This window comes from Paenibacillus macerans (assembly GCF_050565405.1).
GTDB classification, from domain to species: Bacteria; Bacillota; Bacilli; order Paenibacillales; family Paenibacillaceae; genus Fontibacillus; species Fontibacillus macerans_B.
The window spans coordinates 1-25,784 of record NZ_JBNYYG010000036.1 but is presented as its reverse complement, the minus strand read 5'-3'; the positions used below and the strand labels follow the sequence as shown (position 1 = coordinate 25,784).

Annotated in this window: 17 protein-coding genes; 4 read left to right on the top strand and 13 right to left on the bottom strand. The window is 54.3% G+C overall.

Annotated features, from left to right (window positions below):
* Positions 1–44: 44 nt before the first annotated feature.
* From ACQ4N8_RS18950 to ACQ4N8_RS18920, 7 genes are all read right to left on the bottom strand, one after another.
* Positions 45–1,454, bottom strand: a complete 1,410-nt coding sequence (locus tag ACQ4N8_RS18950) for an MBL fold metallo-hydrolase (protein ID WP_430705914.1) — start codon at positions 1,452–1,454, stop codon at positions 45–47.
* A 20-nt stretch (positions 1,455–1,474) separates the two neighbouring features.
* Positions 1,475–2,881, bottom strand: a complete 1,407-nt coding sequence (locus ACQ4N8_RS18945) for an ABC transporter substrate-binding protein (protein WP_430705913.1) — start codon at positions 2,879–2,881, stop codon at positions 1,475–1,477.
* Between the two features lie 380 nt (positions 2,882–3,261).
* Positions 3,262–4,122, bottom strand: coding sequence for a carbohydrate ABC transporter permease (locus ACQ4N8_RS18940; protein WP_430705912.1), 861 nt, complete (start codon positions 4,120–4,122; stop codon positions 3,262–3,264).
* Positions 4,122–5,021: a carbohydrate ABC transporter permease gene (locus ACQ4N8_RS18935; protein WP_430705911.1), complete on the bottom strand. Its 900-nt coding sequence runs from the start codon at positions 5,019–5,021 to the stop codon at positions 4,122–4,124. Before ACQ4N8_RS18935 ends, ACQ4N8_RS18940 begins: the two co-directional genes overlap by 1 nt.
* A gap of 662 nt (positions 5,022–5,683) precedes the next feature.
* Positions 5,684–8,236, bottom strand: a complete 2,553-nt coding sequence (locus tag ACQ4N8_RS18930; RefSeq protein WP_430705910.1) for a DUF3656 domain-containing U32 family peptidase — start codon at positions 8,234–8,236, stop codon at positions 5,684–5,686.
* A gap of 435 nt (positions 8,237–8,671) precedes the next feature.
* Positions 8,672–9,331, bottom strand: coding sequence for a deoxynucleoside kinase (locus ACQ4N8_RS18925; RefSeq protein WP_430705909.1), 660 nt, complete (start codon positions 9,329–9,331; stop codon positions 8,672–8,674).
* 3 nt (positions 9,332–9,334) lie between these two features.
* A complete protein-coding gene (locus ACQ4N8_RS18920; protein ID WP_430705908.1) occupies positions 9,335–9,955 on the bottom strand; it encodes a deoxynucleoside kinase in 621 nt (206 codons plus the stop codon).
* 213 nt (positions 9,956–10,168) lie between these two features.
* Here ACQ4N8_RS18920 and ACQ4N8_RS18915 point away from each other — a divergent pair, with 213 nt between their 5' ends.
* Entirely contained in the window at positions 10,169–10,714 is a 546-nt protein-coding gene (locus ACQ4N8_RS18915) for an AbrB/MazE/SpoVT family DNA-binding domain-containing protein (protein ID WP_430705907.1), read from the top strand.
* A gap of 52 nt (positions 10,715–10,766) precedes the next feature.
* On the opposite strand, the gene ACQ4N8_RS18910 is transcribed toward ACQ4N8_RS18915, so the two are convergent.
* The 3 genes from ACQ4N8_RS18910 to ACQ4N8_RS18900 all read right to left on the bottom strand — a co-directional run bounded on the left by ACQ4N8_RS18910 (position 10,767) and on the right by ACQ4N8_RS18900 (position 15,535).
* Positions 10,767–13,070 (bottom strand): DUF5704 domain-containing protein, encoded by a 2,304-nt coding sequence (locus tag ACQ4N8_RS18910; RefSeq protein ID WP_430705906.1) that lies wholly within the window; start codon positions 13,068–13,070, stop codon positions 10,767–10,769.
* 961 nt (positions 13,071–14,031) lie between these two features.
* Entirely contained in the window at positions 14,032–14,940 is a 909-nt protein-coding gene (locus ACQ4N8_RS18905; RefSeq protein WP_430705939.1) for a copper amine oxidase N-terminal domain-containing protein, read from the bottom strand.
* 385 nt (positions 14,941–15,325) lie between these two features.
* A complete protein-coding gene (locus ACQ4N8_RS18900; protein WP_430705905.1) occupies positions 15,326–15,535 on the bottom strand; it encodes a hypothetical protein in 210 nt (69 codons plus the stop codon).
* 353 nt (positions 15,536–15,888) lie between these two features.
* Here ACQ4N8_RS18900 and ACQ4N8_RS18895 point away from each other — a divergent pair, with 353 nt between their 5' ends.
* The gene (locus ACQ4N8_RS18895; protein WP_430705904.1) at positions 15,889–17,526 is read left to right on the top strand and encodes a nitrite/sulfite reductase; all 1,638 of its coding nucleotides are present in this window, start codon (positions 15,889–15,891) and stop codon (positions 17,524–17,526) included.
* 195 nt (positions 17,527–17,721) lie between these two features.
* Here ACQ4N8_RS18895 and ACQ4N8_RS18890 read toward each other — a convergent pair whose 3' ends face one another.
* The 3 genes from ACQ4N8_RS18890 to uvrB all read right to left on the bottom strand — a co-directional run bounded on the left by ACQ4N8_RS18890 (position 17,722) and on the right by uvrB (position 23,198).
* The gene (locus tag ACQ4N8_RS18890; RefSeq protein WP_430705903.1) at positions 17,722–17,835 is read right to left on the bottom strand and encodes a putative holin-like toxin; all 114 of its coding nucleotides are present in this window, start codon (positions 17,833–17,835) and stop codon (positions 17,722–17,724) included.
* Between the two features lie 151 nt (positions 17,836–17,986).
* Positions 17,987–20,866, bottom strand: coding sequence for an excinuclease ABC subunit UvrA (gene uvrA, locus ACQ4N8_RS18885; RefSeq protein WP_430705902.1), 2,880 nt, complete (start codon positions 20,864–20,866; stop codon positions 17,987–17,989).
* 337 nt (positions 20,867–21,203) lie between these two features.
* On the bottom strand, positions 21,204–23,198 hold the full coding sequence (uvrB, locus tag ACQ4N8_RS18880; protein ID WP_430705901.1) for an excinuclease ABC subunit UvrB: 1,995 nt from the start codon (positions 23,196–23,198) through the stop codon (positions 21,204–21,206).
* A gap of 262 nt (positions 23,199–23,460) precedes the next feature.
* Here uvrB and ACQ4N8_RS18875 point away from each other — a divergent pair, with 262 nt between their 5' ends.
* Both ACQ4N8_RS18875 and ACQ4N8_RS18870 read left to right on the top strand, forming a co-directional pair.
* Positions 23,461–24,291 carry a flagellar motor protein gene (locus ACQ4N8_RS18875; protein ID WP_430705900.1) on the top strand — a complete coding sequence of 277 codons (831 nt, stop codon included), beginning with the start codon at positions 23,461–23,463 and terminating at the stop codon, positions 24,289–24,291.
* A complete protein-coding gene (locus tag ACQ4N8_RS18870) occupies positions 24,288–25,163 on the top strand; it encodes a flagellar motor protein MotB (RefSeq protein ID WP_430705899.1) in 876 nt (291 codons plus the stop codon). The genes ACQ4N8_RS18875 and ACQ4N8_RS18870 overlap by 4 nt, the downstream gene beginning before the upstream one ends.
* Positions 25,164–25,784: the final 621 nt, after the last annotated feature.

Below are 25,784 nucleotides of genomic sequence, written 5' to 3'. Positions count from 1 at the left end.
ACAACCGGATGTAAAATACAGTTCGGTTTTACTTGAACGTTGGATTAAATGATGACAAGCCGGCCTTTTTCAAAACAATACGTCTTCCCGTATTCGGGAAGCAGGCGAATCCCCGACGATAGCTCCAAGTGTTCCGGATGGAGGCTGTGCAGCGGAATAAACCAGTCCGCTCCGATCCGGTCGCCGACAAACCTCAGGTGCTCGGGCGTCGCGTGGCCGGAAGCGCCGATATACTTGTAGTTCAGGCCGATCCGCCGCAGCAGGTCGCGCATTGCGGCATAATCGGGATCGTAAGCGCCAAGCGGCGCTCCGTTGGAGTGAATATACACGCCGCCTTCCGTTCGCAGCCGCAGCAGTTCCAGTAACCGGGCGAAGCTGTTCTGCAGCGCATACCGCTCCGGGGCTGCGTTGATGTCGGCGAGCGAAATCGGGATGCCGCCTGCGGCCGGAGCCTCCATCGGAGCTTCCAATTGGGTTTCCAATTGAGTTCCCAACTGGGCTTCCGATTGAGCTTCCGACAGCACGGCTACGTTGTCCCGCCCGGTGAGCGAACGCAGCAGGAAAGCCGTCTCCGGCTCCAATACCGGCGTCCGTCCGGCCGCAACCGCCGCCGTGCACAACGCTTCCACGCGCTCGATGTTCCGGTGGTACATGTTGAAAACCGCCAAGCCGGGCGCTTCCCGCATCGCCGCCGCGGCCCGCTCCGCCATATGGCCTTCCGTGGCTTGGTTCCCGCCGCTGTCGGCATCGCTTTCGGCCTCCCCATCCTCCGTCAGGCCGATCGTCGTCCCCTCGATGATCAACGCATGCACCCGGCGCCGTTTCGCCTCCTCGGCCATTTCCGTCGTCCATTCCGGATGTTGCCCGTTCAGGCGGAAATCGCCTGAATACAGCAGCCGGACGTCCGGCGTCTCCACCAGGAAGGCGCAAGAGCCGGCGACATCATGGTCGACCCGCAACGGCGTGACGCTAATCTCGCCGCAAGCCGTCGGTCGGTCATAGGCGAAAGAATCAAACGTCCGTCCGGAAGGATTCGGCACGCCTTCCCCGATCCTCTCCAACGCTTCGTACAAGCGCAGGCTTTCCTTGGACATCAGAACGGGCACCGACGGATCGACCATCCCGATCAGGGCCATATGATCCAGATGCAGATGGGAGATTAGCACCGCCGGGTGGAGATCGCTGCGACCTGCCGGGCGCAGATCGCTCTCTGCCGCAAGCAGCGATGTTTCAACATACAGCCCGTCCAGCGGCGGCAGCACGCCCAGGCGCAGAAAGTCGGCCACCGGGTCGGCGAGCCCGGCCAGGCCGCGCTCCAGCAGATTTGCCGCCGGGCTGAAGCTACGGCCGAAATCGAAGACGATCCGGCTTTGCCCGTGCTCCACCGTGACGATGGTTCCGCCGATCGTCCGCAGACCAGCCCAAAAGCGGAGGCGCGTATGAGGCTTATTCATGAGGAAAGCACCTCCGTAAGTTATGGCTTCAGGCTATCCAGTGCGGCTTGTTCGGCGCTCGCCAGCCCTTCTTTGAACGATTTCTGTCCGTGCAGCACCTCGTCGATTTGCTTCGACACATCGGTGCGCAATTGGTTGTAACCGTCCAGATGCGGCTCGCCGAAAGCCGAGTCAAACTGCTGCGACGCCGCCTTTTGTTCGGGATGCTCCGCGATGAAGTCCATCCACGCGCCGTCCTCCAGCGCCGAACCCCGCACCGGCACATATCCGGTTTCCTTGGCCCACTGAATCGTCGATTCCTTGGAGATCAGGAATTTTCCGAACTCCCAGGCCGCGAGTTTTTGCTCCGGCACGGCGCTTTGGAACACAATCACGTTCGTGCCTTGAAACGGAGAGGCGGCAGCTTTGTCCTTCGGCAATGGGGCGGTCGACCATTTGAATTTGCCGTTCACCGCGCTGCCTACAAAGGAAGTGCCGGCGGAAGAGCCTATATACATCGCGACGTCCCCGCGACCAAACGGATCGGACATATAACCGTCTTCACCGGCCAAACGTCCCGTTTTGGTCGTGACAATCAAATCGTACAGATAGCCAAGCGCCTTTTCGCCCTCCGGCGAATGGAACGCAACTTGGCCGCCATCGGTCACGTATTCGCCGCCCGCCTGTTTGACATAAGTGGCCAAATTGCCGGATACCGAATTTTCGAAACCGATGCCGACGACTTTTTTGCCGTTGATGCCGGTCGTCAGCTTGGCCGCAGCCGTTTTCACTTCATCCCAGGTGGTCGGGACGGCAAGCTTGAATTGATCCAGATAGTCCTGGTTGTAGTACAGCACCTCCGTACTTTTGTTGAAGGGCACGCCGTACAGCTTCTCATCCCAGGTGTTGTCGTCCCTAAAAGCCTGGACGATATCGGCCTGGTCCTCGGCGCTCAGGCCCACTTTGGCGTCGTTGATATAAGTCGTCAGGTCCTCGATCAGATCGTTCGCTACATATTCGGTTTGCCAGTTGGAATAGGCCTGAGACATCGTCGGCGAAGTTTTCGCTTTCGCCGCAGCCATCAGCTTCTGGGATAAATCGTCGTAGCTGCCCTGGGCCACCAGCTTCACCGTAATATTAGGGTTCTGGTTGTGAAATTCGTCGGCCAGTTGCTGCAGCACCTCTTCCAAATGGCCGGACATCGCGTGCCAGAACTCGACCGTCACCGGCTGATCGAGCGTGATGGATCCGGGACCGGCTTCCGCACTCCCTTCCTCCCCGTTCGCTGCATTTCCTCCGGCTCCGGTATTGCCGGAATTAGCGGCAGTGGCGGTTTGATTCCCCGCGGCATTGCCCGTACTTGCCGGGTTGGCTCCTCCTCCGCAAGCTGTAACGGCAATCATGATCAAACAAAGCATAAAGACAGAAATCAGCTTTTTTTGCAACATGGTTTCTCCTCGCTTTCGTTTTTTGACCGTTTCACACGGCGTTCGTTCCGACAGGGCATGGGCCATCTTTCATCCTTTTCGCGGCTCTTCTCCGGCCACCACCACCTTTAAGAGGTAATTCAAGTATCTTTTGAAGACATGGCCCGTTTTCAATCACGCCCAGTACCTTGACCCATTCAAATGAACGGTTTGCATGAAAAATCGTATAAAAACCTCATAAATAGGGTTTTTCCATAAAAATTCGTATGTTTTTTCATACAAAAAGTCCAAATGTACGCCGGGTAGGGCGCTATTTGTACGATTTATCGTATAACTCGAGCTGAGGGCAGGTTATTGGAGACGTTTTGTACGAAATTTCTTACAGCTTGCCCAACAACGCCTCAGCCCTTGATTCCCGTGCGGGCAATGCCCTCAACCACGTACTTTTGCATTGACAGGTAAAGCGCGATCATCGGCAGGATGATCATCGACGAGGCGGCCATCAGCAGCTCGTAGTTTTTGCCGGTATCGTACACAAATGCGGTCAGGCCCACCGGCAGGGTGCGCATTTCCGCCGAGTTGGTCACGATGAGCGGCCACAGGAACGCGTTCCAACTGCCGATCACTTTGATCAGCCCGCTGGTGATGATGACCGGCCCCGCCAACGGCACCATGATGCGCCACAAATAGGTGAAGTCGCCGCTGCCGTCGATCCGGGCCGCCGCATACAACTCTTCCGGAATGCCAAGGAAATACTGCCGGAACAAAAAGATCGCAAACACGCTGGCCGTCCAGGGAACGATAAGCGCTTCGTAACGATCGATCCAGCCGAGCTCGGTCAAGGTCACGAAATTCGGCGTCAGCAGGATTTCCCCGGGGATCATCATGGTGGCGAGCAGCAAGGAAAACAACAGCTCCCGGCCATAAAAACGCAGCTGCGCGAAAGCAAACGCGGCCAGGATGGAGGTAATCAATTCGCCCAGCGTGCTGAGCAGCGTAACGATCATGCTATTGAGCAAATAACGCCCGAAAGGGGCCGCCTCCCAGGCAACGCGGTAATTTCCCCATTTCCAGCTGGGCGGGATCCATTGCGGCGGCAGCATCACCACTTCGTCCGGCGTCTTGAGCGAAGTCGTGATCATCCAGTAGAAAGGCAGAATCATCGTCAAGCCGCCTAGGACAAGCACCGCATAGATCAACGCGCGCCGGGCCGTACGGAAGACGGATGGCGGAAAGAGACGCGCTTTTTGAGGCTTCCGCATCAATAATGCACCTTCTTTCTGCCGGCATAAAATTGCAAGGCCGTGATCAGCGCGATCACAATAAACATCAGATAGGACGACGCCGCGGCCAGGCCGAAATCCCATTCGGCGTAAAACTTGCGGAAGACGTAAAACACGATCGTCAGCGCGCTGTCGGCCGGCCCCGCTTTCCCGCCTCCGCCGCCGAACAGGGCGTACACTTCGTCAAACACCTTGAACGATGAAATGACCGAAACGACGGCGACGAAAAAAGTCGTCGGCGACAGCAGCGGCAGCACGATGTGCCAAAGCCTCCGCGCGTAATTCGCCCCGTCGATGCTGGCGGCCTGCTCGTATTGCTTGTCGATCGTTTGCAAGCCCGCCAGAAAGATGATGATGTTGTACCCGAGACTTTTCCAGATGGACATCAGCACAAGCGCCGGAATCGAAAGCTGCGGCGTGTTCAGCCAGGAAACGGGACTGATGCCCAGCCCGCCGAGAAAATAGTTGAGAATGCCGTAATCCCGGTGGTAAATCCACTGCCAGACGACGGCAACGGCCACCAGCGAAGTGACATACGGCAAAAAATAAACGGTTCGGAACAGGCCGCGAAACCGAATGTTGGCGTTCAGCATCAGCGCGATCAGCAGGGATATCACTACGGATACGGGCACAACCCCAACGACGAACAGCAGTGTGTTGCGCATGGCCAGCCAAAAGTCGGGATCGTGCAGTGCCTCTGCATAATTGCCCCATCCGGTGGCGTAAACGATATCCTTGAAATAGTCGTACTCCGTATAAAAGCTGAGCTCCAGCGACTTGAACAGCGGATAAACCGTAAACACCCCAATAACCGCAAATGCGGGCAGCAAATACAACAGCGCCTTCAACGTACTGCGAACCGTCGGCCGTTGATTCATCGCTTTACAGCCCCTCCCTTCTTAAAATAGCCGGCCCCTTCAGTGGACCAGCATTTCATCATAAGGGATATGTATTATCCGGGCGTCAATCCATTGTTAAATTTGTTCAACGGGAAGATCGTCCCGGGAATTGGTCATAAGGTGTGTGTAGAAGTCGCGGCAAGAAACGCGGAAGGGCGTTGAAAGCTTGAGGACGGGGAAGGCCGGGGGGTTGGGCGACTGATAAACACTCGCTGTACGGACGCTTTGCATGATTATCCCGTTTGATCAGATAGCTAAGAAACAGACAAGCCCGTGAGAAAGAAAATAATTGGTGGAGAAGCGGATAGGTTCGAGATAATCAGATAGGCCCGCACCGTTCAAGCGTCTCCATGAAGGCCTTGCTCGCTGCGATAACGGCTGCTGAAGGGTTGAAGATCCGTTCCTGCATTGACTTTCCCATATCCGCTCGCCCCCGAATCAAAAATAGCCCCACCCACCAACTCCTGCCGCCTGAACGAAAGGGATAATCGTGCAAAGCAGCATGCAGGACAACAAGGCACGAAGCACGAACCCTACAGACAGCTACCTCAAACCGGATTTTCGCCTATCGACATTGACCGATATCATCGCAAAAAAAAGAGCCCCGCGCGGCAAAACCGCCGCAAAGGCTCCCTTTCTATTTATTTCACCAGTTGTCCGCGCGTGACGCCGAGCTGGTTGGTCGCTTTCAGCGTTTTCCACACCTGGGTGCCGCTGATTTCGCCGCGCAATGCACGGTTGTAGAGGTCGATGACCTCGTGCACCTGCTCCGGCGTTTCCTCCAGGAATTCGACCCGATAGCTCGATACGCCCGACTCGAGGAAATGGCTCAAATATTCCGCGCCGGATTGCTCGATCGCGTTGTACACCGTATTGCGGCAGCCTTCGTCCACGCGGACGGGATGGGACATGCCGATCCGGTCCTGCAGCGAGGCGCGGTGCTCCTCGCACGGCCGGCCGCAGTTGGTGTAGTCGGTGCCTTCGCTCAGGAAGGTGCAGTACACGCAATGCTCGGTATGGAACATCGGCAAATGCTGATGGATGACGATCTCCATGTCCGCCGTTGGACTGACCTGGAGCAAATCGACCATCTGCTGGATGTTCAGGTCATACGACGGGGTGACGACGTCGCAACCCGCTTCCAGGAACAGCTCGGCCGTTTTGTGGTTGGCGATGTTCAGCGAGAAATCGCCGATCAGCCGCGGATGCGCGGCCGACGGGTTCTCCTGCCGGTGGCGCAGGTAGTAATACAGCGCCCCGGTATTGCGCACCAGCACCGCGTCTGGCTGGAGACGCAGGATGTTGTTGTGGTAGCCGTTTTCGCCCGGCATATGGATGCGCGGCGTGGCCAGCGCGATTCTGGCGCCGGCTGCGCGAACGGCGTCCACCGCTGCCGGGAACTGCTTGATAAACTCGAAGTCGGCGTAAATCATCGATACGCCGGCTTCCAGCGCAGCCTGCACCTGCGGCAGGCTGCGGCACAGCGCGGTGAGCTGCGCCCCGCCGCGCTTCACGGGCGCTGCAGGCCCCCGCGCGAAGCGGGAGGCCTGCGGCGCCGGCGACGCCCCGCCCGCGGCAGGGGCGTCCGGGGCTGCCGCCCGCGTCCACACGGGCGGCTTCGGCCGCTCGGCGGCGAGCAGCTCCACCGCGCGCCGGCGGATGCCGTTCAACTCTCGCATCGGCAGGATTACGTCGCCATAGAGCTCCGCATCCAGCTTCTCGAGCTGGAACACCGTGCCGCCGAGACGCCCGAACTGCTCTTCGAGCAGCGCCGCGTCCATCGGCCGTTTTTGCGCGACCTCGAGCTCCAGCTCCGAGTCGACTTGCACCGTCGTGCCCTTCTGCACGTCCGTCCAGAAGGTCGACAGCAGCCCGCCGGCGTGGCCCGCAGCCCGCACATGCACCGGGAACACGCGGTACGGCTTCTCCGTCTCGTACGTCTGGCGCAGCCGTTTGTCGAGCGCCGGATCGCTCGTTTTCCATACGCGGTCGCCGACATGCACGCGGCGCAAATCCACGTCGTTGCGTCCCGGCACGATGTCGACGATCCAGCCTTCGCCGGTTTCGCCCTCCTGCTTCACGCCTTGGCGTCGCAGATCGTAGACGCGGCCGCCTTCTTCTTTTTTCGTCGGATCCCCGGCATCGAACACGATCCCGTCTCCCCGCTTCAGCGGCGCTTCCAGCTTGCAGACCACGCCGTCCCGCAGCACTTTTTCGACGCGGCCGAGATACACGCCCCGGCTTTTCGGAAAGGTTCCTTCGACCAGCTTCTTATTGTTCGTGCCCTCCAGGAAGCCATGCGTAAATCCGCGCGAAAAGCTTTGCTGCAGCTCGCGGATCTCCTCCTTGGATGGCCGCGTGTGATCGCCCTCAAAATAAAGGTCGATCGCCTTGCGATATTTGCTTACCACATTCGCAACATACTCCGGGCTTTTCATCCGCCCTTCGATTTTAAAAGAGGTCACGCCCGCCTCGATCAGCTCCGGCATAATGTCGATCGCCGCCAAATCCTTTGGCGACAGCAGATAGGCCACATCGCCCATCGGCTTCTGCTCTCCGTCGACCATCAGGTCGTACGGCAGCCGGCACGCCTGCGCGCATTCGCCGCGGTTCGCCGAACGGCCGCCCCACATTTCCGAGGTCAGGCATTGACCGGAGTACGAGACGCATAGCGCCCCGTGCACAAAAACCTCCATCGGCAGCTTCGCCTGCTCCCCGATGACTTTAATCTGCTTCAGGTTGTTTTCCCGGCCCAGCACCACGCGCTCCATATTCCACGGCTTCACGAACTCCACCGCCTCCGGCGAAGTGATCGTCATCTGCGTCGATCCGTGAATCGGAAAGTCCGGCGACAGCTCCCGGATCAGCTTCACCAGCCCCAGGTCCTGCACGATCACTGCGTCCACGCCGCCATGAATGCACGCCTCGATCAACTCCTGCGCGTCCCGCAGCTCGTCCTCGAACACGAGAATGTTGAAGGTCAGAAACCCTTTGACCCCATAGCTGTGCAAAAAAGCCATGATTTCCGGCAGCTCGTCCATGCGGAAATTGTTCGCCCGGGCCCGGGCATTAAACTTCTCCACGCCGAAAAACACCGCGTCCGCCCCGTTCGCCACCGCCGCCCGCATGCAATCCCAGTCGCCGGCCGGCGCCAGCAGCTCCACGTCCTGTCTCGTTAATACTGTCGTGCTCATATATTCCTCCCAAGCCGGTTCTGCCGGCGTATCCATCTCACAAAAGTTCAAAATTGAATCATCCAACTTAACTATTCTAGCAGACATTGTTGGCGTACTCTAGCTTTTCCATCCATTCGCAAGGAAAAACCTGGCTTCAATAGGACTGGCGGCACGAAGGGCTGTAATAGGCACGCACAAGGCGGTATGACGTATTTAGGCAGATTATATTTCGATGGATAGGGGAAGGACGCTGCTTCGCTCACGGAAAACAGCCGATAGGAGAGGCGACTCCCATCGGCCGAATGATTTTGAATGAATCTGAGGAAACGGCTCAGCGGACAGATACCCCATAAAATAGAACAAATAGCGCCATAAATGTCCTCTACTTCAAGTCAAATGAGCGATATCACCGAAATAGCGCCATATTTTTCCCTTATGTTCCGGAACATTCCGTCAGATTTGCCGCGCCCGCGAAGCCTGGACGATCGCCGCCGCCTGGCGGATGATTTCGTCCAGCGAGGACTCGTCCGTCGCGTCGTATTCGTCGATATTCAATCGCAGCACGGGGCAAGCGTGAAACCCGTCGATCCATTTGGCGTATCGCTCGTGCATATGCTCCCAATAGGACACGTCGGTCTGAATTTCCATTTCCCGGCCCCGCAGCCGGATGCGGTTTAAAATCGACGATAAATCGCCTTCCAAATAGATCAGGACGTCCGGGTGCGGAAAATACGGCGTCATCACCATCGCCTCAAACAGGCTGGTGTACGTTTCGTAATCGGTTTTGGACATCGTGCCCTGGTCGGCGTGCATTTTGGCAAAAATACCGGTATCCTCGTAAATCGACCGGTCCTGCACAAAGCCGCCGCCCGCTTCGACGATCGCTTTTTGCTCCTTAAACCGCTCGGCCAAAAAGTAAATTTGCAGATGGAAGCTCCATCTTTCAAAATCGTGATAAAACTTCTCCAAATAAGGATTCTGATCGACCTTCTCCATTGAAGTGCGGAAGCCGAGCCGAGCCGCCAATGCGGCGGTCAGCGTGGACTTGCCGACGCCCACGGTGCCCGCTACCGTGATCAAGGCGTCTTGGGGAATGTTGAATTCTTGCTTCATCGGTTATAAATGCTCCTTTATCTCGGCAATGATTTGCTCAAAATGATCCGGGTGCTCGACAAAGTCCAGCTCATTGCCGTCAACCGTGATGATAACCGTTTCCGGTTCATGCATTTTAATGTAGGTAATCGCCGCCTCGTAATCCTCGATCAACCCCTCCAAATAGCCGGCGTCGAAGTTTTGCTCGAATGGGCGGCCGCGTTTTTCGATCCTTTGCAGCAAGGTCGCAAGATCCGCCTTGATGTACACGATAAAGTTGGGCTTTGGCAAATCGTCGGTCAGCAGATGATAAATCTGCCGGTATTTGTCCAACTTACCCCCGTTCAGCGTGCGCTGGGCAAAAATCAAGTTTTTATAGATATGGTAATCCGATACGACCGGCCGGCGCTGGGACACATAATGCTTCGCCGCATCCTCCAGTTGCTTATACCGGTTACACAAGAAGAACATTTCCAGTTGAAAGCTCCATTCCTCGATATTCTGATAGAACTTGTCCAGGAACGGATTTTCCTCCACGATCTCCTTCAGGAGCGCAAAATCAAACCGCTCGGCGAGCATCGTGGCCAGGGTGGTTTTACCGGCTCCTATCGCGCCCTCCACGGCAATAAAAGGACTTTGTTGCATAACTCGATGTTCCTCCCGCATCTCACTTATCTGAAAATAGACTAGAACATTGTATCATAGAACCGGCGCAGCAGCTTTTTCAATTTGAGAAAAGTCATGCAACAAGCATCCGAACCATAAGGAAAATAAGGGTAATCTGGTTGGGGTTTACAGGATTTTTTTGGCTTCATATCGAATTATAGTGCAATATGAAAATAATTTGGAGGTGGCCTTATGAAAAGTACAGGGATCGTTCGGATGTTAGACGAGTTGGGTCGTATCGTGTTGCCCATTGAATTAAGACGGGTGTTGAAAATCGTGGAAAAAGACCCTATGGAGTTTTTCATTGACCCTGACTCCGAATGGATCATGGTCCGCAAATATCAGACGCAAGTCTGCATGTTCTGTCAATCGATGGACAGGCTGGTCTATTTTCGCGAGAAATTTATTTGCCAGTCGTGCATACGGGATATTCGGCTTCAGGTGAACCCTGAATTGGACCTACGGGAATCCGCGACGGGAATGGAAGAGGTTTCGACAGCCGCAGAAGACAAACTTGCCGGTGATTCCAAAGGCAACGCCACTTCGAGAAAACCAGGCCGAAGATACGGCAAGGCTTATGAACGGCTTCTCGAAGCAATGCGTACCTACCCCAACGGCACACAAACCGAATGGGCACGGTTGGTAGGAGTATCCCAGAGCCGGGTGAGTCAAATCCTCCGGGAAATGAAGCAGGCGGCTCCAAGCGAGAAATCTCCTAATAACGTTCGCCCTATCTAAAAAAAGAACTCCTCCCCCAAATACTGGAGAAAGGAGCAGTGCATCAAACTATTTAATGCGTCACCAGGGAACGGAAATCATCCCGGCTCGACAAATCCGCGTGATAAAACACGACGTCCCCGTCCAGCAGCGTAAAATGCCGCCCGTAAGGGTCGGTCACATTCCGCGCATATCCTTCCATTCCGTACCACTGGTTCATCAGCGGCGCATGAACGTATTGGAGGTAGGGCTTGCTTGCCTCCCCGTTGCGCACCGTTTCGATATTGAAATTGACGACAATATACCCGTTTTTCAAAAAGATCGCCGATCGGTCGGTTAATCCCCCATGCGTCCTGCCATACTCGGCCACGTTCGTTCCCGCCGCCACGGCATACAGTTCCGCGGGCAAGCTGTATTCCCCGTACCATTTTTGCACTGCGGCATTTACCCGGGCAGGATCGACGCCGCCGGGAATCCCCGACTTCGGCCCGATCAGCGTCCGCACGGTTTCCGGCAATCTCAGCAGGCTCAGGCTCCCGATGGGCGTTTTTTGCGTCGCCTGCTTGTTGATGTAGTTTTGCACGAACTGGCTGCGCCCGATCCCGGCCACCTGATTAAACGTGTAGTCGTGATCGTACTTGAACAACGCCGTATCGGTCAGTTCCTCTTCCGGCACGTTCCGCAGCCGCTCGTTCAAAATCACATAACGCTGCACCTTGTCCGAAGGCGAGCCGATCCGCACATAGCTTCGGCTGCCGGTATGGTAATACAAATCGGCGGGTTGTCGTTTCCCATCCACCGCATCGACAAAATAAAACGAAGGCGTAATGACGATCTGATCCTGCGGCCCGTACATATTGCCTTTCGTTTTCAGGTCGAACTTGAAATGGTACCCCGTTTTAATGACGCCATTTTTGTATAGGGGATGGCTCCCCGGACGAATCGGCAGCGTAAATGGCGCGGGATTCCCCTTGGGCTCTCCATCGATGCCGTTTAGCCCTACCCAATAAGCAGCGCCCGTTGGCGTCCGGCTTCCCGCGGCCGTTCGAAACACGGTTTCCCAGTTGTAATCGGCGATATCCGTCACCCTGAAATCATAGACCCGCCCGATCGCATCCACCGGCACGGTATCATAGGCAATGTGGTTGGCGAGATTGAGGTTGGCGTTCGTCTGCTCCGCAGCTCCGGAAGGCGCATTATGGGCAATCGTCCGAAACTCGATATCGTAAAACCCTTCATCCACCCAGACCGGAAGAAAAAAGGCAAACGACTCCCTCGCCTTATCCACCTCGATCCAGGTATGTTTCGGATAAAAAGTCGTCCTCGTCCCGTCGTACGCATCAAACGGGAAACGCACCTGCTTGCTGCCGATATACTTGAGGTAATTTCGGTTCCCGTAACCGAGATAATTCGTATGCTGGCCGCTGTTGGGCATTTGAATTGTAAAAGGCCGATCCAAGATGATGGCGGACCGCCCTGCCGCCGGGTTCGTTTTTTGATTATGGGCGCGGTCGTCGGAGACGCCGGGGTAGATCACCACGGGCGTATGCACCGTCACCGAATTGATGCCGTAGATGGGAAAAGACTTGTCCCCGCCGCCGTTGATGTTCCCGGCCATGATACCGTAAGCGATCGTCCCGCTGCTGGGTTGATCCGCCTTGTTCGTTTTACTGATCGGAACGACATGCCCCGGACTATACAGCACATTGTTGGAGATTGGAGGAGCCACGGGGATCTGACCGGGTCTTTGCCCCGCACGTTCGGCCTGCGAGCCGTTCATGATGGTATGGCCGTTAAACGTAAGCGTATCGTTATTGACTTTAACTTCGTCGACAGCGTCCTCCGCGTAGGATTTCAGGTTTTCCCCACTGACGTCAGGCTTGGTCTTTCCTCCCGACTTGCTGCCCGGCGGAGCTTCTACCGGATTTGACGGCGCTGGCGGCGTGAACCCGCCGGATCGGGCAGTGGCGTAACTCGGAGGCGAATATCCGCTCGGCTGAATCCGTATGCCGTTCCCCTCAAAAGCGTAGTTCCCCAATGCCGCCTCGTTGATTTTGTACACTTCCAAATTATCGATCACCCAAAACGAGTATTTGCGTTCGATCGAATACGACTTCGTCACGGTCTCCGTTTCCGTTTGCGGATCAGGGATCTCACGGGGTTTTCCATCCGGCCCGGTCTCCGTTTTTTTCGGATCCCAAGTTAACTCGTAATCCCGGTTCACCGTCATATCGAACGTGCACGTCCCGCTCATTTCCACGAAGCGGTTTTGGGTCAAATAGCTTTTCGCCAAGACGTTCCCGTACAAGCTTTCCGAGGTGGGGATTCCGTCCAGTACATTAAACCGCTCCCCGCCCCGACTATCCGCCCGAATCACGGCGTTTGCGCCGGGATCATTCAGCGGAGCGTTAATGACGCTCCCGGGGGTTGGCTGCGTACATTGAGGATCTTGCGGGATATCGTCGCCCTTTTTCTCGTAGTAGTAATTGATGTAGTAATCAAAGCCGCCTATGTATGGGTCAAGTGGATACGGTTCGCCTTTTTCGATGATTCCCCCACTCGGAGGGCCTGTCGTACTTTTTTTCCACCCCTGGTATTCATATTTTGTTGTTCCCGGCGTGGGAGGAAACTCATATCTCTGATCTTTTATTAATGGTTTTTCATAATCTTTAAATCCATCAATTCCATTAAGTGATTTCCCATCAGTAGTATAGTGTTTAAAGACGGCCTTTCCGCCCTCTGGCTCCAACTCAATGGTAAGCATTGAAGGGAAATAGTAACGGTAGCCTAGAACGCCTGGATCTAGTCCCCCACCACCTTCTTCGGTTATGTCCTTACCAGCATTGTCTGGCTGAGTTGTTGTTAAAGTACCTGATACCTGTACCTTAAAAGAAACTGAACTGGTACCAATACCTGTCAAGGAGCCTGATCGAACAGAACTAAAATTGTTACTCATATATTTTGTGGTTTCATCCCAATCCATTGAGTTGTACCGAGACGTATTCCAAATATCTAAACCATTATCCCAATCACCAGGAGCTTTGAATCTAGCTACCTGTACACTTTTTATTTTGCGTTCCGGAAAGTCAAAAGAATAAGGAAAAGTTATGTTTACTGATCCACCCGGATTACCATCGCCTGTCCAGGTCTTCCCGTCCGATCTGCGCCAAATATCCGAACTAAATAAGGCAACGAAATAATATTTGTTAGGGTCGTTTTTGTCTTGAGTCGTTGGTAATGTACTGGCTGCATCCACCTTTGGAGGAAGTGCAATGCTGCTTAATAATATTAGGGAAGCCAACACGGTCATAAAAATTTTTTTCACCCATGCCATCCCCCTATTTGAACGGGTTCTCAATGACGGTTAAAGCATTGGAAGACATAGCTACCACAATATAATCCACCTGTGCTAACCTGAATTTTTCAAAATTCAGATCTATATCCACATCATGACCACTTTTAACGGCATAGGTCACAGTACGAGTTTTATCCGGATGAGTTACTGAAAGGCTTTCTCTTGGGTCTCTTTTTCGAGCATCAAATTTAGAACCAAGGAAAACCAATATAGGACTACCGTTAGAAGCATGCATTCTCAACCCTTCAATAGTTCCCTGCTTGACGGGCCATAGATCATAAATAACCCGATCTCCAATCTTTAAGGGAAGTTGATCTGCTTTAATTACATTTACCGTTTTGTACTCTACTTCCTCTGCACTTGTTAGAACCCAAACATGTTCACCAATCAGCTTTGTAAACTCATAAACAGGTACATTCTTCACCCCTGCTTCTTCCGGAGTAGGGATATCTTTTTTACCAATCCACACCCAATTCCCCACCTGATCCCAACTCACGCTTTCGCCCAGATTCTCACTCACAAAACGTAAAGGCACATAAGTCCGCCCCTTCACAGCTTTTGCTTTCGTGTCCATGTTCACTTTCTTACCGTCGACCGTAGCCACCTCACTGCCTAAAGTCAGGGCGATGGTTTTGTCTCCTTTTTTGTAAGTAACGGTCTGTCCGGAGAACCCCACTTCAGCCCCCAAAGCCTCCCCAACCCCGCGTAACGGCACTTGGACTCGACCGTTTTCAGACACGGGTTCTCCACCCTGAAATTTGATTTTTCTCCCATCGACCAACACGGCCAACTTGGGCCCACCAGTTATAACAGCATCAGCTCTAACTGCACTTGCGGGAATTGCCTGAATTGCCCCAAGTGAAATTACTCCACTTAACAACACCATGATCATTTTCTTCAACCCAATCACTCCTATGTATTGATGATTGCTCCATTTCCAATTCAACCGGCATACCAAGAAAGCTCCGGCCAGCACCAGCAAAGCAAGCGCAGTATTCAACTTGTACAGACTTCACCCCATTAAGAAAAAATAGGTATCTTTACTATTTCGCCCCATCTTCGCCCGAGCCTCCTTCCATCTTGCTTTTTTTGTGAAAATCATCCATTTGAGCAAATAAAAAAACACACCCCGCCATCGTTTACGATGCCAAGGTGTGCTTCACCTGTTTTCCATTATAGGATACTTCCGGAAAAATGAAAAGGCACCCCGTTCCAGCCTAAGGAACACGGCGCCTTGGTATTTCATGTGATGAAGTATGTAGCGTCCGCTTTGGCGGTTAACTGAACCAAGCCTTGATCATGATAGCATCCGAGGCTAAAAAGACCAACAGGCTGATGATTCCGAACCCGATGGCAAACAAGTTTTTCTTCGGGCGTTGGATCAACAGGCGTACCACGCCGATAAAAATAATGATCGTAAACAAAATCATAAAAATATCGAAACCGTTATACGTCGTTGTCGTTTCTCCCGCTGCTGCGAGCAACATCGCGAAACCCCCTCTTGAAATCCACGAAATTACATATCTTCTTCTATGTTATCTTCCCTCCACGCCGGATGCAAGTGGAAAGACAAAAAAATGTCAAAAAAATTACGGGAAATCAACATCTCCCACTGCATTTACCCTACATTTTATGCGTTATTTCCTTGACACATACATTATCATTAGTTCTTTAGCAATCCATAAAGAAGTTTGATACTCGTATTTGCCATTCTTTATTTACGCTATTTTGCATCTGTGGTAACATGAATATACTTATATCATAGTTTTTTAGTCGGAATTACGAGGCCGGATTCGATCAGGGTTCGTTTACTTAAAGCAGCATTTTAGGAGGGGAAACGATGGCTTATGAACCGATTTGGACCGCTGAACCGGAGAAACTAAACAAGTTCGAGTTCGTCAAACTGGAAAAAGACGGGTTGGATGTCATTCGCACAATCATTGAGGAGTACGCGGAGAAGGGTTACGATTCTATTTCCGCCGACGACATGGATCGTTTCAAGTGGGCCGGCGTGTATCAGCAAAAACCGAAGGATGGCCATTTCATGATGCGCGTGCGCATCAACAGCGGGGTCATGACCACGCCACAAGCGCGGGCTTTGGCGGATATCGCCCGGCTATACGGTCGCGATCTCGTCGACGTGACTACTCGCCAGGCCATTCAATTTCACTGGCTGCGCGTAGAACATTTGCCGGATATTTTTAGCCGGTTGGAAGCCGTCGGCTTGTATTCGTTCGAAGCATGCGGCGACTGCCCGCGGACCATTGTGGGTAACCCGCTGGCCGGTATCGACAAAGACGAACTGATCGACACGACCGACATCGTTGAAGAGGTGAATCGCTTTTTCCTGCTGAACCGCGATTTCTCCAACTTGCCGCGCAAATACAAAATGTCGATCTCGGCCAATACCTATAACAACGCCCAAGCCGAAATCAACGACCTCTCGTTCACGCCCGCGGTAAAAGTGGTCGATGGCCAAGAGGTGATCGGTTTCCATGCGATGGTTGGCGGCGGTTTGTCCGCAAAACCTCATTTGGCCAAGCCGCTTGATATCTTCGTCCGGCCGGAGGAAGTGCTGAAGGTGGCGATCGGCGTAACGACGATTTTCCGCGATTACGGTTACCGGGAAAAACGCCATCATGCCCGCCTGAAATTCCTCGTCGCCGATTGGGGACCGGAAAAATTCAAAGACAAGCTGATCGAACTGGTCGGCGATCTGCCTACCCGCGGAGAAGATAAAACCGTCGGCTGGCAAGCGGCTTATTTCGACGGCGTGCATCCGCAAAAACAGGAAGGCCTTAACTATATCGGTCTCAATGTACCGGTTGGCCGTTTAGACGCCGATGAACTGGTGCAGTTGGCCGATGTGGCCGACCAATACGGCGAAGGTAAAATCCGTACCACGATGTCGCAAAATATTCTGCTGAGCGGCGTTCCGGACGAAAAGCTGGAGGAGGCGCTGAAAGCTCCGGTGCTGCAGCGTCTGACGCCGAATCCGAACCATTTTATTAGCCGTACCGTGTCCTGCACAGGCAATGAATTTTGCAATCTCGCCATCGTGGAGACCAAGCGCCGCGCGGTGGAAGTAGCCGAATACCTGGACCAGCACGTGGAGTTGGATGAAAAAGTCCGTATCCACTTCATCGGGTGCCCGAATGCCTGCGGTCAAAAGCATATCGCCGACATCGGCCTGCAAGGCTCGTTGGTCAAAACGCCCGAGGGCATGGTCGACGCTTTCGACATTGCGGTGGGCGGCACTTTGGGAGGCGGCCAAAACGGACCGCAGGCCCAGTTTAACCAAGGCCTGAAAGGCCGCGTAAAGGGCGATCAGGTTGCCCAAGTGCTGGAACAGCTCCTGTTGTTCTACAAAGAAAACCGCTCCGTCGCCGAGTCCTTCCATGACTTCGTAAATCGCGTGGGCGTTCCGGCCTTCCAAGAGAAGCTGAGCGGCATATTAGAGGCGGGCATTGCCTCGTAAACAAAGCGAACGCCCGAAATCGCTTAATTCATTTTAAATCCGGCAAGATTTGTGATATTATGGGAATTAGAAGGATACATTAAAAAAGAGCGGAGATGCGGGAACATCTCCACTCGGCAACAGCCGCTTTTAAGGGCGGTAGGCTGTCAAAGGTTTTGTCTATCGAAATAGATCGTTACCTTGTTGGGGGGCGGTCTATTTCTTTTTGTTTTGGTTCAATGCGATGACGATCGTAACGATCAGCCCAATTAGCGCGACATGAAACGCTCCAAAACTAATCATTAACGTCAAGGCATCCTTAACCTCCACAGGCATCACCTCCTTTGCAGGAGACTAGCCGACCGCCCTTTATAGCCATTCTGTTGTTAGGTTAATTATACCATATATGGAATATGATATATAACAAAAAAACAGTCCTTTAGCTATCGATTGCTGGAGGACTGTTTTTCATCTATCTTATTTACACCACTTCGCGGTTCTGCACTTCTACTTCTTCCAGCTCCGCCGTACGCTTCGCATCGCGCTTCAGGATCGGTGCCAGGTAACGGCCGGTGTAGGATTCTTCGACCTTTACGATGTCTTCCGGCGAGCCGGTGGCAATCACCGTGCCGCCTCCCGTTCCGCCTTCCGGTCCCAGATCGATCAGGTAGTCCGCCGTTTTGATCACATCCAAATTATGTTCGATCACCAGCACGGTTTCTCCCGAATCGACGAGGCGATGGAGTACCGTCAGTAGCCGATCGATGTCGTCGACATGCAAACCGGTCGTCGGTTCATCCAAAATGTAGATCGTTTTGCCGGTACTGCGGCGATACAGCTCGGAGGCCAACTTCACGCGCTGCGCTTCCCCGCCGGACAACGTCGTTGCCGGTTGGCCCAGGTTCACGTAGCCCAAGCCTACGTCCAGCAGCGTTTGCAGCTTGCGGTGAATCTTCGGAATGTTTTGGAAGAAGTCTGTCGCATCCTCGATCGTCATCTCGAGCACATCGGCAATGCTCTTGTTCTTATATTTGACCTCCAGCGTCTCCCGGTTATAACGTTTGCCTTTGCATACCTCGCAAGGCACATAGACGTCCGGCAGGAAGTGCATTTCGATTTTGATGATCCCGTCGCCGCGGCAGGCCTCGCAACGCCCGCCTTTGATGTTGAAGCTGAAACGGCCCTTCTTGTAGCCCCGCACCTTCGCTTCGGTCGTCTGCGAGAACAGGTCGCGGATATCGTCAAATACGCCGGTGTACGTAGCAGGGTTGGAACGCGGCGTGCGCCCGATCGGCGACTGGTCGATATCGATGACCTTATCGACATGCTCCAAGCCCTTGATCTCCTTGTATTGTCCCGGACGGACTCTCGCTCTGTTCAAATCGCGCGCCAGCGTTTTGTACAGAATTTCGTTCACGAGCGTCGATTTCCCCGAACCGGAAACCCCCGTAACCGCCGTAAACACGCCGATCGGGAATTTCACGTTAATGTTCTTTAAGTTATTCTCCTTGGCGCCTTTGACCTCCAACCAACGTCCATTCGGCTTGCGACGGGTAAGCGGAACCGGAATGAATTTCTTGCCGCTTAAATATTGGCCGGTCAGCGAACGCGGATCGTTCATGATCTCCTGCGGCGTTCCTTGCGAGATGACCTGGCCGCCGTGAATCCCCGCTCCCGGTCCGATATCGATAATATAGTCGGCCGCCATCATCGTATCCTCGTCGTGCTCGACGACGATCAGCGTATTGCCGAGATCGCGCATATGCCCCAAGGTGGCGATCAAACGGTCGTTATCCCGTTGATGCAGCCCGATGCTGGGCTCGTCGAGAATGTACAACACGCCCATCAAGCTCGAGCCGATCTGCGTGGCCAACCGGATACGTTGGGCTTCCCCGCCGGACAACGTACCGGCCGCGCGGCTAAGCGTCAGGTATTCGAGTCCGACATTCACCAGGAAACCAAGTCGGCTGTTAATTTCCTTCATGATCATATGGGCAATGGCGGCTTCTTTTTCGCTGAGCACCAGTCCCTCGAAGAACTTCATCGCTTCCCCGATCGACAACGACGTCACGTACGCCATGTTCTGATCGTTGACGGTAACGGCGAGAACCTCTTTCTTCAGACGATGACCATGGCAGCTGCCGCAAGGCTTCGAGCCCATAAATTCCTCGATGAACTCGCGGATGCCATCCGAGGCGGTCTCCCGGTAGCGGCGTTCCAGATTGGGAATGATCCCTTCGAATGTCACGTACGCGTCTTTGCTCATGCCGAAATCATTTTCGTAACGGAAGCGGATTTTCGTATCTCCCGTCCCGTATAGCAGCTTGTCCATTTGCTCCTTCGTCAGTTCGGAAACCGGGACATCCTGCGGGATGCCGTAGTGCTCGCAAACCGACTTCAAAAATTGCGGATAGTAGTTGGAGGTGCTGCCGGCCCAAGCTTCAAAAGCGCCTTCCTCAATCGTTTTGGACGGATTCGAAACGAGCAGGTCCGGGTCGATGATCATCTTCACGCCCAGTCCGTCGCATTCCGGGCAAGCCCCGAACGGGCTGTTGAACGAAAACATTCGCGGCGACAGCTCATCAAGGCTGAATCCGCAGATCGGGCAGGCAAAGTTGGAGCTGAATCGCAGCTCCTCCTGACCGATGATATCGACGAGAATTTGCCCGCCGGACATTTTAAGAGCCGTCTCGATGGAGTCCGCCAGGCGAGTGCGAGCGTCCTCCTTCACCACGATCCGGTCAACGATGACCTCGATGGAGTGCTTTTTGTTCTTCTCGAGCTCGATATTCTCCGAAAGATCCCGCTGTTCTCCGTCGACCCGGACGCGCACGAAGCCCTGCTTGGCGATTTCGCTGAACAGACTTTTGTGCTCGCCCTTTTTCCCGGAGACGACCGGGGCCAGGATTTGCAATCTCGTCCGCTCGGGATACTGCATGATGCGGTCAACCATCTGCTCGACCGTCTGGGAGGTAATTTCGATGCCATGTTCCGGGCAATGCGGATGGCCTACCCGGGCAAAGAGCAGCCGAAGATAATCGTAAATTTCCGTCACGGTGCCTACCGTGGAACGGGGATTGCGGCTGGTCGTCTTCTGGTCGATGGAAATCGCCGGAGACAAGCCTTCGATCGAGTCCACGTCCGGTTTCTCCATCTGCCCCAAAAACTGCCGGGCATACGCCGACAGCGACTCGACGTAACGGCGTTGCCCTTCGGCATAAATCGTATCGAAGGCGAGCGAGGACTTACCTGAGCCGCTCAGCCCCGTCAGCACGACGAATTTGTCGCGCGGGATCGTAATGTTGATGTTCTTTAAATTGTGGGCCCGTGCGCCCTTGATTACGATATTCTCACTAGCCAACGGTTTCATCTCCCTTTATATAGGTTGTTTAAAAATCAGCTTCCCATCACGAAGCAACTCATAGGAGCGGATTCGGCGTCGAATCTTGAACTCAGCCGGGACTTCCGTTGCTCACGTAGATCTGTCTACGCTCCGCTACTCACTCCCTAGCTTCATCCAACCTTCTCGGTGCTGAAAAGCCTATTTTTGAACCTTTATTTAATATAGTTTGTTTAAAAACGACTTCCCATTGATCACGAACTTATGAACTTCTATCTCTAGCTAGCAGAACGCCAGCAGAATGATTTAAACATGGCCGGTCTATCCTAACGGACCGTAGTGATGCGATTTGCCCTTTTTACTCCGCCCTGAGCTCCATGACGGCATCGCGAAGCTCGGCGGCGCGTTCGAACTGCAGGTTCTTCGCGGCTTCCTTCATCTCCGCTTCGAGGCGGCCGATCATCGCTTCGCGGTCGCGTTTGGACATCTTCGCCTTGGCCGCATCGGCCAGGTAATCGCTCTTGCTCTCCGCTACCTTGGTCGCTTCGATAACGTCGCGTACCTTCTTCTTGATGGTCTGCGGCGTGATTCCGTGCTTCTCATTATACGCGATCTGAATGGTGCGCCGCCGCTCGGTTTCTTTGATCGCCTTATCCATTGACTCGGTAATGTTATCCCCGTACATCAGTACCCGGCCTTCCGAGTTCCGGGCGGCCCGCCCGATCGTCTGGATCAGCGAGCGCTCCGACCGCAGGAACCCTTCCTTGTCGGCGTCCAAAATCGCCACGAGCGACACCTCGGGCAAATCCAGGCCTTCCCGCAGCAGGTTGATTCCGATCAACACATGGAACGTGCCCAGCCGCAGGTCGCGCAAAATGCTCATCCGCTCCAGCGTCTTGATATCCGAATGCAGATACCTGACTTTGATGCCGATTTCTTTGAGATAGTCGGTCAAATCCTCGGACATCTTCTTCGTCAGCGTCGTCACGAGCACGCGTTCGTCTTTGGCGATGCGGTCGCGGATCTCTCCGATCAGATCATCGATTTGCCCCTTCGTCGGCCGTACCTCGATCACCGGATCAAGCAGCCCCGTCGGACGGATGATCTGCTGCACCATCGTGTTGCAATGCTCCAGTTCGTACGGACCCGGCGTCGCCGATACGTAAATCAGCTGTTTGGCCTTGCCTTCGAACTCCTCGAAACGGAGCGGCCGGTTGTCCAGCGCCGACGGGAGGCGGAAGCCATGATCCACCAGCACGTTTTTGCGCGCCTGGTCACCGTTGTACATCGCCCGGATCTGCGGCAGCGTCACGTGGGATTCGTCTATGACGACCAGCATATCGTCGGGAAAATAGTCCAGCAGCGTATACGGCGTCGCCCCGCGCTCGCGGAAGGTCAGCGGTCCGGAATAGTTCTCGATCCCGGAGCAGAAGCCGACTTCCTTCATCATTTCGATATCGTACCGCGTCCGCTGCTCCAGCCGCTGGGCTTCCAGAAGCTTGCCCTGAGCGCGGAACAACTCCAGCCGTTCTTCCAGCTCGCGTTCGATGTTGCCGATCGCTACACGCATCGTCTCCTCCTGCGTGACGAAGTGAGATGCCGGGAAAATCGCTACATGTTCCCGCTCGCCGATCAATTCGCCGGTCAATACGTCGATTTCCGTGATCCGTTCGATCTCGTCGCCAAAAAACTCCACGCGCATCGCATGTTCGCTGTTCGATGCCGGAAAAATCTCCAGCACGTCCCCGCGCACCCGAAACGTGCCGCGTACGAAGTTGATATCGTTCCGTTGATATTGGATATCCACCAGCCGGCTCAAAATCTGGTTCCTCGGCTTCTCCATCCCTACCCGCAGTGACAGCACCAAGTTCCGGTACTCCTCCGGCGAACCGAGGCCGTAGATGCACGACACGCTCGCCACGATGATGACGTCCCGCCGCTCGAACAACGCGCTCGTCGCCGAGTGCCGCAGCTTATCGATCTCTTCGTTGATGCTGGAATCTTTCTCAATGTAGGTATCGGAGGAAGGAATATAGGCTTCCGGTTGATAGTAGTCGTAGTAACTGACGAAGTAGTCTACCGAGTTGTTGGGGAAAAATTCTCTGAACTCGCTGGCCAGCTGAGCCGCCAACGTTTTGTTATGAGCGATGATGAGGGTAGGTCTGCCAAGCTTCGCGATCGTTTGGGCGATCGTAAACGTTTTTCCTGTCCCTGTTGCACCGAGCAGCGTTTGGTGTCTTTTTCCGGCCAGCACGCCCTCAACCAATTCGTCTATGGCTCCCGGCTGATCCCCCTGCGGGGTGAACTCGGAGATGAGCTCAAATTTATTATTGCTGAATACTATTTCACTCATTGTCCAACATCACCCTATCGTCTAAAATGGAATGGAATACTAGAAGAGTCTCCGGCAGACATCTTATATAATGAAAGAGACTTTTCGCCTCAACCTATTGCGTATTATCTAGGATCGGTCATGATTACCATGAATAAACCACGCGTCAATCGAAAGATCCTTCCTAAATTTATCAAAATAGGAATGGGTGTTCCCATGTATTATACCTTTTTCATCCTTCAGATGCAAACGGTAAGTCGAGAATAGGAGTTGTACATTTTCCATGGATATTGCAACGTTGTTGGGCATCATTATCGGACTGGCCGCCCTGATCGGCGGTTTTTTGTGGGAAGGCGGAGAATTGGCGGGATTGATGCAGATTACCGCCGCCTTAATCGTATTCGGCGGTACGCTCGCCGCGGTGCTGATCAGCTTCCCGGTGGCCAAACTGCGACAGGTGCCGCATGCGCTGGCCCTTGCGTTTATGTCGAAAACCCCGGCTCCGGATGACATCATCGAGGATGTGGTCAGCATGTCTTCGATCGCCCGCCGCGAGGGAGTATTGGCCCTGGAGAAAAAAGCGGCCGAGCATCGCAACCCTTTTCTGCGGGAGGGCATCCAGCTCGTCGTCGACGGAACCGACCGCAGCATGGTCCAGCAAATTATGGAGCTGGAAATCGATGCCGTGGCCAAGAAATATGAAGGCTACGCCAAAATTTTCGAATCCGCCGGCGGCTATGCCCCGACGATGGGGATTATCGGCACGGTGATGGGCCTGATTCACGTGCTCGGCAGCCTGTCCGAACCAACCGCGCTGGGCCCGTCGATCGCGCTCGCTTTTACCGCGACCTTGTATGGGGTTGCCAGCGCCAACCTGATTTTTCTCCCGATCGCGTCCAAGATCAAGGCGCGCAGCGAGGACGAAGTGGATCGCATGGATATGATGCTGGAAGGCATTTTGTCGATTCAAAACGGGGATCATCCCCTCCTGGTACGCCGCAAGCTGGAGTCGTATACCGCCGATACCAAACGCCTCCTCCCGGCTGCGGAACCTGAGGCTGAGCTAGGACCGAACACAAGCTTCCGTTCCGGTTCCGGGGAAAACGAAATATGAGACCATCAAGCAACCAGAGCAAGAATAGCGCTCCGGAGCAGCGGGTGCGCGAACGGCGCAGACGCCGGTCGGAGCGCCATGACACGAAGGACCGTTGGATGATCACGTATGCGGATTTGATTACGCTATTGCTGATTTTTTTCGTGGTGATGTATGCGATGAGCCGTTTGGACGTGGAAAAATACGAAGTCGTCACCGCCTCCCTGCAGCAGACGTTCAAAAGCGGGGATTCCCTGCTTGAGCTGGGCAGCGGGATTACCGGAACGGAGGATCGTTACAGCCATAAGAATCCGCCCGCTTCGGCCGAGAACGGCAGCAAGCAAGGCGAAGGCGCAGGCACTACGGGGCAGGCCGACAGCTCCGGACAAGCCCCCCTGACCGAGCGGGAGCTGGCTTTTCGCCGGCAGGAGGAAGAGCTCGCCAATCTGATGAAGCTGATTGAAGCGTATATCAAAGACAATCGCCTGGAGGACCAGATCCGGGTCGCCGATTTGCCGAAGGGCATCTCGATCACGTTAAGCGACCGCTTCCTGTTCGATACCGGCAAAGCCGGCCTGAAAAGCGGCTCGGCCAAAACGCTCGCCAAGCTTGCCAGCCTGTTCCGCCAGCTCGACACGGTGATCAGCATCGAAGGCCATACGGACAGTTTGCCGATCGTTTACTCGTCGGAGTTCAAGGACAACTGGGAGCTGTCGGGGGCAAGAGCGCTGTCGGTGCTGCGGTATTTCATCGATCAAGAGAAGCTTGATCCGCAGCACTTCCAATATGCCGGCTACGCCGACACCCGCCCGGCCGCCGACAACGCCACCGCCGAGAGCCGGCAAAAAAACCGCCGCGTGGAAATCACCGTGCTGCGCCAGCTGCAGCAGTAGGTCGATCCCCTAGGGGCTACTCGGGCTGGAGCCAGCCCGACTTGGCCGGGAATTGGCGGTTTATAGCCGTAGGTTGATGACGAGTATTGTTGCGGGCTGTTGATGGCGGACGTTGATACGGATGATGATGCGGACGATGATGCGAACGATGATGCGAACGATGATGGCGCTATAGCGAGAGGTTTGAAGCTGTTAGCTGTTAGCGGTGCTGATTTTTGCAAACTCCAGCTCTAACGGACTGAGATGACGCTAATCGCTATTTCCCGTCCTATTTCCCAGGCTTAATGAATAGTCAGGTACGCATGTCTGCTGATCGGTTGGGCTTGTTGCATACGCTGCTCCGATCGTGATTAGGCTACGATTTACTGTCAAGATCACGATTATGGTTGCGATTATGGTTGCGATCTATCATGATTTCGATCTTGATCACGATCACGATGTAACGGACCGTATAACCCTTATCACCGGCAAATAGGGCATTTCGCTCTGGATGGGGCCAAATAAGCGCATCTGAGTCCGTTACAGCTATCCGAAGCCATAGGCGTTGCATTAAACCCAACAAGATACCCGATGTGCATAAAGGCAGGCCAAGGCGTGGCGGTCAATAGGGTTCGAGTCTTG